This window comes from Pseudonocardia xishanensis, from assembly GCF_039541715.1.
GTDB lineage: Bacteria > Actinomycetota > Actinomycetes > Mycobacteriales > Pseudonocardiaceae > Pseudonocardia > Pseudonocardia xishanensis.
Genome location: NZ_BAABGT010000075.1, coordinates 192724 through 207059 on the forward strand (window position 1 = coordinate 192724; position 14336 = coordinate 207059).

The 14336-nt window shown below is 72.8% G+C and carries 12 protein-coding genes; 8 read left to right on the forward strand and 4 right to left on the reverse strand.

Going from position 1 to position 14336, the window contains the following annotated elements:
• Nucleotides 1-152 precede the first annotated feature (152 nt).
• Together ABD993_RS24540 and ABD993_RS24545 are read left to right on the forward strand one after the other, a co-directional pair.
• The gene (locus tag ABD993_RS24540; protein WP_345422992.1) at nt 153-668 is read left to right on the forward strand and encodes a MarR family winged helix-turn-helix transcriptional regulator; all 516 of its coding nucleotides are present in this window, start codon (nt 153-155) and stop codon (nt 666-668) included.
• Nucleotides 669-739: 71 nt separating this feature from the next.
• The gene (locus ABD993_RS24545) at nt 740-1594 is read left to right on the forward strand and encodes an MFS transporter (RefSeq protein ID WP_345422995.1); all 855 of its coding nucleotides are present in this window, start codon (nt 740-742) and stop codon (nt 1592-1594) included.
• A gap of 8 nt (nt 1595-1602) precedes the next feature.
• On the opposite strand, the gene ABD993_RS24550 is transcribed toward ABD993_RS24545, so the two are convergent.
• Nucleotides 1603-2541 (reverse strand): LysR family transcriptional regulator, encoded by a 939-nt coding sequence (locus ABD993_RS24550; RefSeq protein ID WP_345422998.1) that lies wholly within the window; start codon nt 2539-2541, stop codon nt 1603-1605.
• A gap of 184 nt (nt 2542-2725) precedes the next feature.
• Between ABD993_RS24550 and ABD993_RS24555 the strand changes: the two genes are divergently transcribed.
• Nucleotides 2726-3946 (forward strand): Glu/Leu/Phe/Val dehydrogenase dimerization domain-containing protein, encoded by a 1221-nt coding sequence (locus tag ABD993_RS24555; protein WP_345423323.1) that lies wholly within the window; start codon nt 2726-2728, stop codon nt 3944-3946.
• A gap of 113 nt (nt 3947-4059) precedes the next feature.
• On the opposite strand, the gene ABD993_RS24560 is transcribed toward ABD993_RS24555, so the two are convergent.
• Together ABD993_RS24560 and ABD993_RS24565 are read right to left on the reverse strand one after the other, a co-directional pair.
• The gene (locus ABD993_RS24560) at nt 4060-4554 is read right to left on the reverse strand and encodes an SRPBCC family protein (protein WP_345423001.1); all 495 of its coding nucleotides are present in this window, start codon (nt 4552-4554) and stop codon (nt 4060-4062) included.
• Nucleotides 4551-4985 carry a MarR family winged helix-turn-helix transcriptional regulator gene (locus ABD993_RS24565; RefSeq protein ID WP_345423004.1) on the reverse strand — a complete coding sequence of 145 codons (435 nt, stop codon included), beginning with the start codon at nt 4983-4985 and terminating at the stop codon, nt 4551-4553. The genes ABD993_RS24560 and ABD993_RS24565 overlap by 4 nt, the downstream gene beginning before the upstream one ends.
• A gap of 79 nt (nt 4986-5064) precedes the next feature.
• Between ABD993_RS24565 and ABD993_RS24570 the strand changes: the two genes are divergently transcribed.
• Complete coding sequence (locus ABD993_RS24570; protein ID WP_345423007.1) at nt 5065-6867, forward strand: ABC transporter ATP-binding protein; 1803 nt, start codon at nt 5065-5067, stop codon at nt 6865-6867.
• A 76-nt stretch (nt 6868-6943) separates the two neighbouring features.
• Complete coding sequence (locus ABD993_RS24575) at nt 6944-7795, forward strand: dioxygenase family protein (RefSeq protein WP_345423010.1); 852 nt, start codon at nt 6944-6946, stop codon at nt 7793-7795.
• Nucleotides 7796-7911: 116 nt separating this feature from the next.
• On the opposite strand, the gene ABD993_RS24580 is transcribed toward ABD993_RS24575, so the two are convergent.
• Nucleotides 7912-8619, reverse strand: coding sequence for a dienelactone hydrolase family protein (locus ABD993_RS24580; protein ID WP_425569135.1), 708 nt, complete (start codon nt 8617-8619; stop codon nt 7912-7914).
• 152 nt (nt 8620-8771) lie between these two features.
• Here ABD993_RS24580 and ABD993_RS24585 point away from each other — a divergent pair, with 152 nt between their 5' ends.
• From ABD993_RS24585 to ABD993_RS24595, 3 genes are all read left to right on the forward strand, one after another.
• Nucleotides 8772-10448, forward strand: coding sequence for a sensor histidine kinase (locus ABD993_RS24585; RefSeq protein WP_345423016.1), 1677 nt, complete (start codon nt 8772-8774; stop codon nt 10446-10448).
• A 132-nt stretch (nt 10449-10580) separates the two neighbouring features.
• On the forward strand, nt 10581-12314 hold the full coding sequence (locus ABD993_RS24590; protein ID WP_345423018.1) for an ABC transporter ATP-binding protein: 1734 nt from the start codon (nt 10581-10583) through the stop codon (nt 12312-12314).
• The gene (locus ABD993_RS24595; RefSeq protein ID WP_425569127.1) at nt 12311-14329 is read left to right on the forward strand and encodes an ABC transporter ATP-binding protein; all 2019 of its coding nucleotides are present in this window, start codon (nt 12311-12313) and stop codon (nt 14327-14329) included. The genes ABD993_RS24590 and ABD993_RS24595 overlap by 4 nt, the downstream gene beginning before the upstream one ends.
• Nucleotides 14330-14336: the final 7 nt, after the last annotated feature.

The window sequence follows — 14336 nt, forward strand, 5'->3', positions numbered from 1 at the left end:
TGCACAATGCGACCGAGGCCCCCCGAACCCCGAGAGGGACTGGTCACCGTGCTCGATCTGCTGCGCGGCCACGGCGTCGCGCGGGCCGGCGCGGCCGTCGCGACGGTCGAGCCCGTCCCGTCGCGCACGGCCCCGGCGTCGGCCGGTCCGCGGTGAGCGAGGACCTCCTCTCGTTCGCGAGCCCCGCCATCGACGAGACGGCCCGGCGCCTGCCGGGGACGGACACGTCGGCGATGGCGCTGGTCCTGCTGCTGACCCGGGTCGCGAGCGGGCTGACCTACGACCTCGAGTCCACCGTGCACCGTCCGGCGGGCTGGAGCTGGTCGGCGTGGCGGCTGCTGTTCACGTTGTGGATCTCCGGGCCGGTCGAGTCGCGGCGGGCCGCGGAGCTGTCCGGGATGAGCCGGGCGGCGGTGTCCAGCCTGGCCAACACCCTCGTCGGGGCGGGTCTGCTGGAGCGGGCGGCGGGGGAGGGCGACGGCCGGTCCGTCGTGTTGTCGCTGTCCGAGCGGGGGAGCGCGGCGGTCGCCGAGACCTTCCGCGCGCACAACGCCCGCGAGGCCCAGTGGGCGGGCCTGTTGGACCCCGCCGAGCTCGCCACGCTCACCACGCTGCTGGGCCGCCTCGCCGACGCCGCGCACGCCGCGGACTGGATCAAACGGCGCTGAACGCCCTGGCCTCCTGAGGTGGCCCCGGTTACCGTCAAAGCCTTGACGACCCACCTCACAGGGGATTTCCGATGACGCGGACCCCCGGTCCGATCACGTCCGCCCCACCCGCCTCGGGACTGCGCCGGGTGGTCGGCGCAAGCCTCGTCGGCACGACGATCGAGTGGTACGACCTCTTCGTCTACACCCCGCCCGGGCGGCGCGGCTACTTCGGCGCCTACCCCCAGATCGGCGTGGGGTTCTGGGTGCGGGCGCGGGTGTCGGAGAGCCCGGTGTTCACCGAGCTGCGGGAGCGCCGCGAGCGGCGGTCCGCCCCGCTGGCGGCGGTGCTGCGGAACCACCGGCGCGAGCTGTCGGTCGCGATCGGGCTGTTCATCGCGAACAACATGATCGGCTACATCCTGATCGCGTTCATCACCTCCTACGGCACCCGCACGCTGGGTCTCCCCAGCGCGACGATGCTGCTGGTCGGCGCGCTCGCCTGGGGCGTGTTCACGCTGCTCTCGGGGCGCTGGTCGGACAGCTGGGGCAGGCGGCGGACCTACCTGGTGGGGACGGTCGCGCTGCTGGTCTGGAGCGTGCCGTTCTTCGTGCTGTTCGACACCCGGTCCGTGGGGCTGATGGTGCTCGCGGTCGTCGTGCTGGCCTTCGGGCTGGGGCTGACCTACGGCCAGCAGGCCGCCACCTACGCGGAGTTGTTCCCGGCGCCGGTGCGGTACTCCGGGGTGTCGTTCGCGTACGCGTTCGGCGCCATCCTCGGCGGCGGGTCCGCCCCGCTGCTGGCGACGTGGCTGGTGGGCGCCACGGGCACGAGCCTGTCGGTGAGCGCGTACATGGTCCTGGTCTGCCTGGTCACCCTGGCCGCGACGTCGGCCCTGCGCGAGGGCACCCCGGCCGAGCGCGAGGCGTTCGTCACGGGCGTCTAGGTCTACGTCTAGGGCAGGGGCAGGCGGGTGGCCTCGTCCGGTTCGGCCAGGCCCAGGTCGCGCGCCGCCGCGCGGACGGACTCGATCACGTGCTGCAGCGCAGGCCTGCGGACGGCGCGGGTGCGGTAGGCGATCGACACCGTGCGCAGGACGGACTCGGTCAGCGGGACCGCCTCCACCCCCGGGGGCTGCTGGGCCAGGCCCAGGTCGGACACCAGCGTGACGCCGAGCCCGCCTGCGACCAGCGCCAACGCCGTGAACTGCTCCTCGGCCTCGTGGACGGTCCGCGGCTCGAACCCGGCGCGCCGACAGGCGTTGCGCACCGCGCGGCCGAAGTGCGAGCGCGCGCCCGCGAGGATCCAGGGCCGGTCGGCGAGGTCGGCCAGGGCGATCTCGGCCCCGTCGAGCGTCCCCGCGGGCACCGCCGCGTACAGCTGCTCGACGGCGACGACCTCCCGACTCAGGCTCGGGTCCCAGGACATCGGGTGCCCGGAGTAGTCGATCACGAAGGAGAAGTCGAGCGCGCCGTCCCGGACCGCCCCGGCCGTCTCCTCGGGGCTGAGCTCGCGGGTGCTCACGCGGATGCCGGGGTGCTCCTCGGCGAGGCGGGCCAGGGCCGCGGGCAGCAGACCCGAGGTCACCGACGCCCAGACGCCCGCGGTGAGCCGCACGGACCTCTCGTCCCGAGCCTCCTCCAGGGCCAGCTCGGCCCGCTCCACGGAGCCGAGGATCTCCTCGGCGTGCTCGGTGAGCACCAGTCCGAGCTCGGTCAGCCGCACCCGGCGGCCGAGCCGTTCGAACAGGGTGCCGCCCACCTCGCGTTCGAGCTGCGCGAGCTGCTGCGAGACCGCCGAGGCGGTGTAGTGCAGGGATGCCGCGGCCGCGGTGACCGTCCCGCGGCGGTACAGCTCGCGGAGCATCCGCAGACGCGACAGGGAGAGCTCCACGTCCGCCACCCTCGCATGCAGTCCGGGTGAACGCGACCTTCAAGCATTCGTTGATGGACGGCGGCGGCCCCGCTGCCGCACAGTGGTGGCACCGGCGGACAGCGCGCCGGCTCCCCCGTGAACACCGGCCCCGACGAGGGCCTGTTCCGTCGTGCCCAGAGTGTGGAGGTCGCCCGTGACCACGATGCAGGAGCCCCTCGGCCAGACCGGGACCGAGCAGGTCGCCGTCGGGCGGGAGCCCGTTCTGCGGCTCACGTGGACGGACCGGCGGACCGAGGCCCGCGGCTACCTCGTCGTGCACACCCTGCGCTCGGGCATCGCGACCGGCGGCACCCGGATGCGCGCCGGCTGCACGCTCGGCGAGGTCGAGGACCTGGCCCGCGGCATGGCCGCCAAGACCGCCGCGTTCGACCTGCCCGTCGGCGGGGCCAAGGGCGGCATCGACTTCGACCCCAAGGACCCCCGCGCGTTCGGCGTGCTCCAGCGGTTCATGGCGGCGATGCGGCCGTGGATCGAGGCGCACTGGGTCACCGCCGAGGACCTCGGGGTGCCGCAGCACCTGGTCGACGAGGTCTTCGCCTCGCTCGGCATGGGGCAGTCGTACCACTCCGCGATCCGCCGCTCCGCCGACCCGGCGCGCACCATGGAGCGCGTCCACAAGGGACTGAACGCGCAGGTTCCCGGCGGTCTGCTGGGGGACGTCATCGGCGGCTACGGCGTGGCGCACGCGTGCCTCGGCGCCGCGAAGTCCTTCGGGTGGGCGGTCGAGCACACCACCGTCGCGATCCAGGGGATCGGGACGATGGGCGGCGGCGCGGCCTGGTACCTGCACGAGGCGGGCATGAAGGTCGTGGCCGTCGGGGACGCCGCGGGCACCCTCTACAGCCCGGACGGGCTGGACGTCCCGGCCCTGCTCGACCTGCGGGACGCCTACGGGGAGATCGACCGGACCCGGTTGCCCGCGGGGGTGGCGCAGCTGCCGCGCGCCGCTGTCGTCGGGATCCCGGCGGACGTGTTCGTGCCCGCCGCGATCTCCTACGCGATCACTCCGGACAACAGCTACGACGTCGCGGCCAAGGTCGTCGTCGAGGCCGCCAACGCCGCGACCACCCCCGAGGCCGAGGCGATGCTCGCCGGGCGCGGGGTCCCCGTGATCCCGGACTTCGTGGCCAACGCGGGCGCCGCGGCCTGGGCGTGGTGGCTGCTGCTGGGCTGGGTGGGGATGGAGCACAACGACGTCACCACGGCCGAGGACTCCTTCCGCCTGCTGCGCACGCAGATGGCGGACAAGGTGGGCTCGCTGCTGGCGGCCTGGCACAGCGACCGCATCCCGCCCCGCCGCACCGGCCTCGCGATGGCGGTCTCCGACCTCGACGGCACGGAGACCACGCTCGTCATTCCCTAGGGTCGTGTTCTAGTGGCACGTTTCGTGCTCTGAGCGTGGTTCGGACAGCGCTCAGAGCACGGAACCGGTGATCTTGCCGCGCTCCGAGCACGAAACGTGCCGTCATGGCGAGGTCAGCGGACCACTCGGGAGCCCGGGACCTCGTCCGCTCCCAGGTGGCGGAGCAGGTTGGTGACGAAGCGGTCGCCGGTGCGTTGGAGGGTGAGGTTCATCAGGCCCGTCACCGCGGGGCTCGCCAGGCGGGACAGCGGCAGCTCCACGTGCAGCGTCAGGCGGATGGACAGGTGGGTGCCGTCCGCGACGTCCTCGAGCACGTACCAACCCTCGGCGCCGGTGTACTCGGACGAGCCCGCGGGCGGTTCGTGGGTGTAGTCGATGCGGGACCCCTCGGTGAACCGCATCCGCTCGGTGAAGGTGGGCTGGATCCCCACGCCCAGCACCTTGAGCTTGATCATCGACCAGCGCCACAGGTCCTCGTCGGTCTCGATGCTGGTCAGCAGCGGGGTGAGCTGGGGGAGCAGCACCGGGTCGGTGATCACCGCCCAGATCGCCGCGCGCTCGGCGGCGACCACGGACTCCGACTCGGTCGTGGTGGTGAAGCGGTTCACTCCGGTCCTGCCTTCTGTCCTGCTGCCTCTTGCACCCTGCGCAGGATCCTGCCCAGGTCCGCGCGGTCCTGCTCGTCGAGCACCGCGAACAGGTCCGCGGACTGGGCGTGCCGGGCGGCGCGGATCTCGTGGAAGAGCGCGCGCCCCTTCTCGGTGAGCGCCACCAGGGTGGCCCGCCGGTCCCCGGGATCGGGGCTGCGCTCGGCGAGCCCGCGCGACTCCAGGTCGTCGACCACCTCCGTGGCCGAGCGCGGCGCGATGCGCAGGTGCTCGGCGAGGGCGGAGAGCCGGATCGAGCCGTGCCGCGCCAGCACCCCCGCGGCGCGGAACTGCGAGGGCGTGAGCGCCCACGGCGCGAGCGCCTCCTTGGTGAGGCCCCGGAGCAGCCGCGCGACCCCCCAGAACGCGTCGGCGAGCTGTTCGGCATCCACGGGAACATCCTAGCAGCGACTGGTGTTGCTCCCTCACGTTGAGGTAACCTCAGCAATACCGCGACGAGAGGGGCTCCACTTGGACCCGCAACAGAACCGACCAGGTCGTCCGGACGGCGCCGAGCGCCCCGGCCGCCGCACCGTCACCGCCGCCGAGAAGGAGCAGGCCCGCGAGGTCTCGCTCCGCCGCATCGGCAGGCTCTTCACCCCGCACCGCGGCCCGCTCGCGGTGGTCACCCTGATCATCGTGGCCTCGTCCGTCGTGGCGATGGCCTCGCCGTTCCTGCTCAAGGCCGTGATCGACACGGCGCTGCCCGAGCGGGACCTCACCCTGCTGGTCCGGCTCACCCTCGGCATGGTCGGCGTCGCCGCCGTGACCGCCGGCCTGGGTGTCGTGCAGACCTGGATCTCCACCCGCGTGGGCCAGGAGGTCATGCACGGTCTGCGCACGACCGTCTTCGCCCACCTGCAGCGCCAGTCGCTCGCCTTCTTCACCCGGACCCGCACCGGCGAGGTGCAGTCCCGGATCACCAACGACATCGGCGGGATGCAGTCCGTGGTCACCTCCACGGCCACGTCGATCGCCTCCAACCTGACGACGGTCGTCGCCACCCTCGTCGCCATGCTCGCCCTGTCCTGGCAGCTGACCCTGATCTCGCTGGTGGTCCTGCCGCCGTCGATCTGGCTGTCGCGCCGGGTGGCCCACATGCGCCGCTCGATCACCGCGCGCCAGCAGCGCGAGCTCGCGGACCTCAACGTCACCGTCGAAGAGGGGCTGTCGATCTCCGGGATCCAGCTCTCCAAGACCCTCGGGGCGGGACCCGCGGTCGTCGACCGGTTCACGTCCGGCTCGGAGCGGCTCGTCGACCTGGAGCTGCGCAGCCAGCTCGCGGGCCGCTGGCGGATGGCCGCCACCACCGTGATCTTCGCGGCCATCCCGGCCGTCATCTACCTGTCCGCGGGCGCCTTCCCGGGGGCCATGACGATCGGCACCCTGGTCGCCTTCACCGCACTGCAGGGCAACCTGTTCCGGCCGATCACCGGCCTGCTCGGGGTCGGGGTCTCGCTGGTCAGCTCGCTGGCCCTGTTCGCCCGGATCTTCGAGTACCTGGACCTGCCCGTCGAGGTGGACGACCCGGTGGCGCCGGTCTCGCTCGACGGGGTGCGCGGCCACGTCCGGTTCGAGGACGTGACCTTCAGCTACCCGGGCAGCGACGCCGCGGCCGTCGCCGGGGTGTCCCTGGACGTGCCCGCCGGGACGAACCTGGCCCTGGTCGGGGAGACCGGCTCCGGCAAGTCGACGCTCGCGTCGATGGTCTCGCGGCTGCAGGACCCGGACGCCGGGCGCATCACGATCGACGGCGTCGACGTGCGCGACCTGCGGCTGGCCGATCTCGCCGGGATCGTCGGGGTGGTGAGCCAGGAGACCTACCTGCTGCACACCACCGTCCGGGAGAACCTGCGGTACGCCAAGCCCTCGGCGACGGACGCCGAGATCGAGGCCGCCGCCCGCGCGGCGCAGGTGCACGAGCTGATCGCCTCGCTCCCGGACGGGTACGACACCGTCGTCGGCTCGCGGGGGTACCGGTTCTCCGGCGGGGAGAAGCAACGGATCGCCATCGCGCGGACCCTGCTCCGCGACCCGAAGGTGCTGGTCCTCGACGAGGCCACCAGTGCGCTGGACACCGAGACCGAGCGCGCGGTGCAGCGGGCCTTCACCGAGCTGGCGAAGGGCCGGACGACGATCACCATCGCCCACCGGCTCTCCACGGTGCGAGACGCCGACCAGATCGCCGTGATCGACCACGGCCGCGTGATCGAGCGGGGCACCCACGAGTCGCTCGTCGCGGGGGCGGGGCGGTACGCGGCGCTCGCCGCCTGATTGTTGAACGTTGGACGATCCGGTGCTACCGTCGTCCTCAGATGAACGTTCAACATTCCGACCCGAGGAGCACGGCATGAGCACCCATCCCTTCGACGCCCATCTCGCGCGGGTCGCGGAGGCCGGTGAGCACGCCGTCTGGACCCCGTCGGACGGGGCGCTGCCCGCCCTGTTCCTCAGCCACGGCGCGCCGCCGCTGTTCGAGGACGCGGGCTGGATGGCCGAGCTGTTCACCTGGGCGCGGTCGATGCCGCGGCCGAGGGCGGTGCTGATCGTCTCCGCGCACTGGGAGGAGGCACCGCTGGCGATCTCCTCGGCGGACGCGGCCGTCACGCCGGTCTACGACTTCGGCGGCTTCGACCCGATGTACTACCGGATGCGCTACGACACCCCGGCCGCCGCGGACCTCGCTCGCCGCGTGATGGGGGCGTTGAGCAGTGAGAACGTCCACGAGACCGGTCGCGGCCTGGACCACGGCGCCTGGGTGCCGCTCACGGCCATGTACCCCGAGGCGGACATCCCGGTCATCCAGCTCTCGCTGCCGACCGGGGACCCGGCGGGTCTGCTGTCGCTCGGTGCCCGGTTGCGGGACCTGCGCGAGGAGGGCGTGTTGGTGATCGGCTCCGGCTTCACGACGCACGGCCTGCCGTTCCTCACCCGCGAGGTCATGACCGGCCGGGTCGAGGCCCCGGGCTGGTCGAGGCAGTTCGACGCCTGGGCGGCCGAGGCACTGTCCCGCGGGGACGTCGACGAGCTCGCCGCCTACCGTTCCACGGCGCCGGGGATGCCGTACGCCCACCCGACCGTGGAGCACTTCACCCCGCTCTTCGTCACCCTGGGCGCGAGCACGAATCCCGAGACCCCCCGCACCTCGACGATCGACGGCTTCTGGTGGGGACTCTCCAAGCGCAGCTTCGCCGCCGCCTGACCCCGGACTCGCGGGCTGTGGTGTCGAACTCGCGGGCGCTGGGGTCCGACTGGTCGGCCGGGGTGGTGGACTCGCGGGTTCTCGGGTGGGTGGTCTGGTGTGGGGTGGCTCCGAGGTCAGGTGAGGTGGGTTGTCAGGAAGTGCTCGATGCGGTGCCACGCGTCGGCCGCGGCTTCCGGGGCGGGGCCGAAGCCGGCGATCCGCACGAGGGGGCGCATGAGGGGCGGGGCGTTGTCGGTCTCGTTGAGGAAGGCGTGGCTCGCGGTCGGGTACTCGACGACGTCGTGGGGCACGTTCGCCCTGGTCAGCGCCGCCTCCAGCGTCCCGGCCGCACCTCGCAGCGACACGTCCCGCCCGCCGTAGCTCGCGACGATCGGGCAGGCGCCCGCGAGCGTGGCGTCGAGGTCGCGCGGGAGCTGTCCGTAGTTGACGGACGAGGCGTCGAAGCCGCGGGCGGCCGTGAGCAGTGCGAACCCGCCGCCCATGCAGAACCCGATCACGCCGATCCGGCCCGTGCAGTCCGGACGCTCGGCCAGCTCCGCGCGGGCGGCCTCGATGTCCGCGAACGCCCTTCCGCGACCCGAGAACAGCGCGCGGAAGGTGCTCACCAGGCAGCGCCGCGCCCCGCCCGCGCTATAGAGGTCGGGGGCGAGGGTCAGGAAGCCCATCCGGGCGAGCCGGTCCGCATGGCCGCGCATCTCGGCGTCCAGTCCGAAGGCCTCGTGCACCAGCACCATGCCGGGCCACGGGCCGGGCCCGTCGGGGACGGCGAGGTAGCCGCCGAGCCGCGCGGACCCGCCTGCGGAGGCGGCGCGGGCGGACAGGTCGAGGGGGATGCCGGTGGTCACGTCCGCATCGTGTCCCGCCCGGTCGTCGTCGGCAATCCGCGGTGTCGTCATCCGCGGTGTCGTCATCCGCGGTGTCGTCATCCGCGGTGTCGTCGGGGGAGCCGGACGACGGGCCCGAGCAGCCGCTTGTGACCACCGACCCCGCGTGCGACGGTGGCCGGATGGTGCAGGACGAGGGGCCGGGGGCGATGCTGTCCGGCCTGCGCCTGGACCAGCTGCTGGACGAGGTCCAGGAGCGGCTGGGTGAGATGCGGCAGGCGCGCGACCGGGTCCAGGGCCTGCTCGACGCGGTGCTCGCCGTCGCCTCCGGCATCGAGCTGGAGACCACGCTGGAGCGGATCGTGCAGGCGGCCGTCGACCTCGTCGACGCCCGCTACGGCGGCCTCGGTGTGCTCGCGCCGGACGGGTCGCTGGCCCGCTTCATCGACGTCGGGCTGGACGCGCGCACCCGCGCCGGGCTGCTGGGTCACCCCCCCGAGGGCAAGGGTCTGATCGGGCAGCTCATCGTGCAGCCCGAGCCGCTGCGGATGGCGGACCTGGAGTCGCACGCGGCGTCCGTCGGCGTCCCGCCGGGGCACCCGGAGATGCACAGCTTCCTCGGCGTCCCGATCCGGGTGCGGGACGCCGTCTACGGCAACCTCTACCTCACCGAGAAGCGCGGCGGCGGCGAGTTCACCGCGGACGACGAGGTCATGGTCCAGGCCCTCGCCGCGGCCGCCGGGATCGCCGTGCAGAACGCGGACCTGTTCGAGCAGACCCGGCTGCGCCAGCTCTGGCTGGAGGCACTCGGCGAGGTCCGCTCGGCGGTCCTCGCCGACGCCGCCGAGCCGGACGTCCTCGCCCTGCTCGCCCAGCGCACCCAGGAGCTGAGTCGCTCGGTCGCCACGGTCGTCGCGCTGGGACCGGAGGCCGAGGGGCGGTTCCGCATCGGCGCCCGGATCGGGTTGGACTCGGACCCCGAGCTCGACGGGCTGCTGCGCGAGGTCGCGGGGAGCCGCAGCGCCGTCCTCGCCGCGACTCTCGATCCGCCGCTGGACGGGTTCGGCCCCACCGTGGCGGTGCCGCTGCGGGCGGCGGAGCGGGTCATCGGGGTGATCGTCGGGCTCCGCGGGGCGGGGGCGCCCGCCTTCCGCCCGGACGAGGTCCCCCTGCTGGACTCCTTCGCCCAGCAGGTCGCGCTGGCCCTGGAGCTGGGCGAACGCAACCGCGCGCAACGCCAGCTGGTGGTGCTCGCCGACCGCGACCGGATCGCCAGGGACCTGCACGACCACGTCATCCAGCGGCTGTTCGCCACCGGCCTGCGGCTGCAGAGCTCGCTCAAGCTGGACGGCGGTCCCCGGGTCCGCGAGCGCATCTCCCAGGCCGTCGACGACCTCGACCGCACCGTCCGCGAGATCCGCACCTCCATCTTCGACCTGCAGACCGAGGGCGGCGACGGGGTGCGGCGCAGGCTGCTCGACGCCGTCACCGAGGCGGGGGAGGGAGTCCGCACCTCCGTGCGCACCGCGGGCCCGGTGGACACCGTCGTGCCGCCCGAGCTCGCGGCCCACGTGGCCGCGGTGGCGCGCGAGGCCGTGGCCAACGCGGTGCGGCACGGGCACGCGGGGTCCGTCACGGTCACCCTGGACCTCGGCCCGGCGGAGCTGCTGCTCGAGGTGGTGGACGACGGCGTCGGCATCCCGGAGGGCGTGGCCCGCAGCGGCCTGCACAACCTCGCCGACCGGGCCGCGGAGTGCCACGGAGCCCTGGAGGTCGACCGGCGCCCGGAGGGCGGGACGCGGCTGAGCTGGCGGGTGCCGCTGTAGGCGGGGCGGCCGGAATTCGGTGGGCCACGCTCGCGCCCCCCGGTACCGTTGCGCCCTGCACGCAGCCGGTCGGGGGCCGGTCTCGACGGCGACTAGAGTCGACGTCCCACCACATCGGCGACAGGGGTCCGGATGCTGTTGCGCCTGTTGCGTCTCCACCTCGGCCCGTACTCCCGGCCGCTGCTCGCGATCGTCGCGCTGCAGCTGGTCGGCACCATGGCCGCGCTGTACCTGCCGAGCCTGAACGCGCAGATCATCGACCGCGGAATCGCGCGGGGGGACACGGGCTACATCCTGTCCACCGGCGGCTGGATGCTGGTCGTCTCGCTGGTGCAGATCGTGTGCTCCGTCGCGGCCGTGTACGTCGGCTCGCGCACGGCGATGGGCTTCGGCCGGGACCTGCGCGGCGCACTGTTCCACCGGGTCGGCGAGTTCTCGGTGCGCGAGGTCAACCTCTTCGGCGCGCCCTCGCTGATCACGCGCGGTACGAACGACGTCCAGCAGGTCCAGATGCTCGTGCAGATGAGCGCCACGATGATGGTCACCGCGCCGATCATGTGCGTCGGCGGCGTGATCATGGCGCTGCAGGAGGACGTCGGGCTGTCCTGGCTGGTCGGGGTGTCCGTGCCGGTGCTGGCGATCAGCATCGGGCTGGTCATCGTCCGGATGGTCCCGAAGTTCCGGCTCATGCAGACCCGCATCGACGCGGTGAACCGGATCCTGCGCGAGCAGATCACCGGCATCCGGGTGGTGCGCGCGTTCGTCAGGGAGCCGGAGGAGACGGCCCGGTTCGGCGTGGCGAACGCCGACGTCACCGCGGTCGCCACGGCCGCGGGCAGGCTGCAGGCGTTGATCTTCCCGATCGTCATGCTGGTGCTCAACGTGTCCAGCGTGGCCGTGCTGTGGTTCGGCGCCATGCGCATCGACGCGGGCGAGATGCAGATCGGCGCGCTCACCGCGTTCCTCGCCTACCTGCTCCAGATCCTGATGGCGGTCATGATGGCCACCTTCATGGCGATCATGATCCCGCGCGCGTCGGTGTGTGCCGAGCGGATCTCCGAGGTGCTGGACACCGAGTCGTCGGTGGCGCCGCCCGAGGTGCCGCGGGAGTCCCCGCCGCGCCGCGGCCTGCTGGAGTTCCGGGACACGACCTTCAGCTACCCGGGCGCCGCCTCGCCGGTGCTGCGCCACGTCTCCTTCGTCGCCCACCCCGGGGAGACCACCGCGATCATCGGCTCCACCGGCTCGGGCAAGACCACCCTGGTCTCCATGGTCCCCCGGCTGTTCGACGCGACCGGCGGCGCCGTCCTGGTGGACGGCGTGGACGTCCGCGAGCTGGACCCCGAGGACCTCTGGCGGCGGATCGGGCTGATCCCGCAGAAGCCTTACCTGTTCTCCGGGACCGTCGCGAGCAACCTGCGCTACGGCGACCCCGCCGCCACGGACGCCGACCTGTGGGCGGCGCTGGAGATCGCCCAGGCCGCGGACTTCGTGCGTGCCATGCCGGAGGGTCTCGACTCGCCGATCTCGCAGGGCGGCACGAACGTCTCCGGCGGCCAGCGGCAGCGGCTGGCGATCGCCCGCGCCCTGGTCAAGCGGCCCGAGATCTACCTGTTCGACGACTCGTTCTCCGCCCTCGACCTCACCACGGACGCGCGGTTGCGGGCGGCGCTGAGACCGGTCACGGCCGGGTCCACCGTGGTGATCGTGGCCCAGCGGGTCTCCACGATCCGCGCCGCGGACCGGATCGTCGTGCTGGAGGACGGTGCCGTCGTCGGGTCCGGCACGCACGACGAGCTGCTGGAGCACTGCCCGACCTACGTCGAGATCGTCGAGTCCCAGCTGAGCGTGGAGGAGGCTGCGTGAGCGAGCTGGCGAGCGAACCCTCGGCGCGGCCCACCACGCAGGGGCCCAAGCAGGACGCGGACACCGTCTCCGCCGCACGGGGGGCGGCCGCGCAGCGCCGGGGCGGCGGTCCGCCCTGGGCCGGGGCGGGGCAGCCCGTCGAGAAGCCCGAGTCGTTCGGGCCGTCGGCGAAGCGGCTGGTCCGGCGGCTGGCGCCCGAGCGGGTCGGGGTCGTCGCGGTGATCGCGCTCGGCGTGGTGAGCGTGGCGCTGATGGTCGTCGGGCCGAAGATCCTCGGCCACGCCACGGACCTCATCTTCGCCGGGATCATCGGCGCGCAGCTGCCCGCCGGGCTGACCGCGCAGCAGGCGATCGAGGCGGCCCGCGCCGCCGGGAACGACACCGTCGCCACGCTGATCGAGTCCCAGGGCGTCGTGCCCGGGCAGGGGATCGACTTCCGGGCGCTCGGCCTGGTGCTGCTCGGCGTGATCGCGATCTACCTCGGCGGTTCCGTGTTCGGGTACCTGCAGGGCTACCTGCTCAACGGCATCGTCCAGCGCACCGTGTTCCAGCTGCGCCGCGAGGTCGAGGAGACGATCAACCGGCTGCCGCTGCGGTACTTCGACACCCGCCAGCGCGGCGAGGTGCTCAGCCGGGTCACCAACGACATCGACAACGTCCAGCAGACCCTGCAGCAGACGATGTCGCAGCTGCTCACCTCGCTGCTCACGATCGTCGGCGTGCTGATCATGATGTTCGTGATCTCACCGCTGCTGTCGGTGGTCGCGCTGGTGACGATCCCGGTGTCGCTGTGGGTCACCCAGACCATCGCCAAGCGCTCGCAGAAGCAGTTCGTGGCGCAGTGGCGCAACACCGGTGTGCTCAACGGGCACATCGAGGAGGCGTTCACCGGGCACGAGCTGGTGCGGGTGTTCGGCCGCCGTCACGAGGTCGAGACCGCGTTCGACGAGAAGAACGAGGCGCTCTACCAGGCGAGCTTCCGGGCGCAGTTCGTGTCCGGGATCATCATGCCGTCGATGATGTTCATCGGGAACATCAACTACGTGCTGGTCGCGGTGATCGGCGGGCTGCGGGTGGCGTCGGGCACGATGAGCCTCGGCGACGTCCAGGCCTTCATCCAGTACTCCCGGCAGTTCACCCAGCCGCTGACCCAGGCGGCGTCGATGGCGAACCTGCTGCAGTCCGGGGTCGCCTCGGCCGAGCGGGTGTTCGACCTGCTCGACGCGGAGCCCGAGACCCCCGACCCGGTCCAGCCCGTCGTGCGCTCCACGCGCCGCGGCCGAGTCGCGTTCGAGCACGTGTCGTTCCGGTACATGCCGGACCACCCGCTGATCGACGACCTGTCGCTGGTCGCCGAGCCCGGCCAGACCGTCGCCATCGTCGGCCCCACGGGCGCGGGTAAGACCACCCTGGTCAACCTGATCATGCGGTTCTACGAGCTGGACGGCGGCCGGATCACCCTCGACGGCGTGGACACCACCGCCATGACCCGCGCCGACCTGCGCTCGGGCATCGGCATGGTCCTGCAGGACACCTGGCTCTTCCACGGCACGATCCGGGCCAACATCGCCTACGGGCGGCCGGGCGCGTCGGAGGAGGAGATCCTGGCGGCGGCCCGCGCGACCTATGTGGACCGGTTCGTGCGGTCCCTGCCGCTCGGCTACGACACGGTGATCGACGAGGAGGGCACCGGCGTCAGCGCGGGGGAGAAGCAGCTGATCACGATCGCGCGGGCCTTCCTCGCCGATCCGTCGCTGCTGATCCTCGACGAGGCCACCTCCTCCGTGGACACCCGCACCGAGGTGCTGGTGCAGCGGGCCATGGCCGCCCTGCGCAGCGACCGCACCAGCTTCGTGATCGCCCACCGCCTCTCCACCATCCGGGACGCCGACCTGATCCTGGTCATGGAGGCGGGGGCGATCGTGGAGCAGGGCACCCACGAGGAGCTGCTGCGCGCCGACGGCGCCTACCACCGCCTCTACACCGCCCAGTTCGCGGCGGCCCGCGAGGAGTAGCGCTCCG

What these genes read in the sequence shown, in the direction of transcription:
- ABD993_RS24545 (WP_345422995.1), top strand. Translation starts at nt 740, where the DNA reads ATGACGCGGACCCCCGGTCCGATCACGTCCGCCCCACCCGCCTCGGGA.
- ABD993_RS24555 (WP_345423323.1), top strand. Translation starts at nt 2,726, where the DNA reads ATGCAGGAGCCCCTCGGCCAGACCGGGACCGAGCAGGTCGCCGTCGGG.
- ABD993_RS24590 (WP_345423018.1), top strand. Translation starts at nt 10,581, where the DNA reads ATGCTGTTGCGCCTGTTGCGTCTCCACCTCGGCCCGTACTCCCGGCCG.
- ABD993_RS24575 (WP_345423010.1), top strand. Translation starts at nt 6,944, where the DNA reads ATGAGCACCCATCCCTTCGACGCCCATCTCGCGCGGGTCGCGGAGGCC.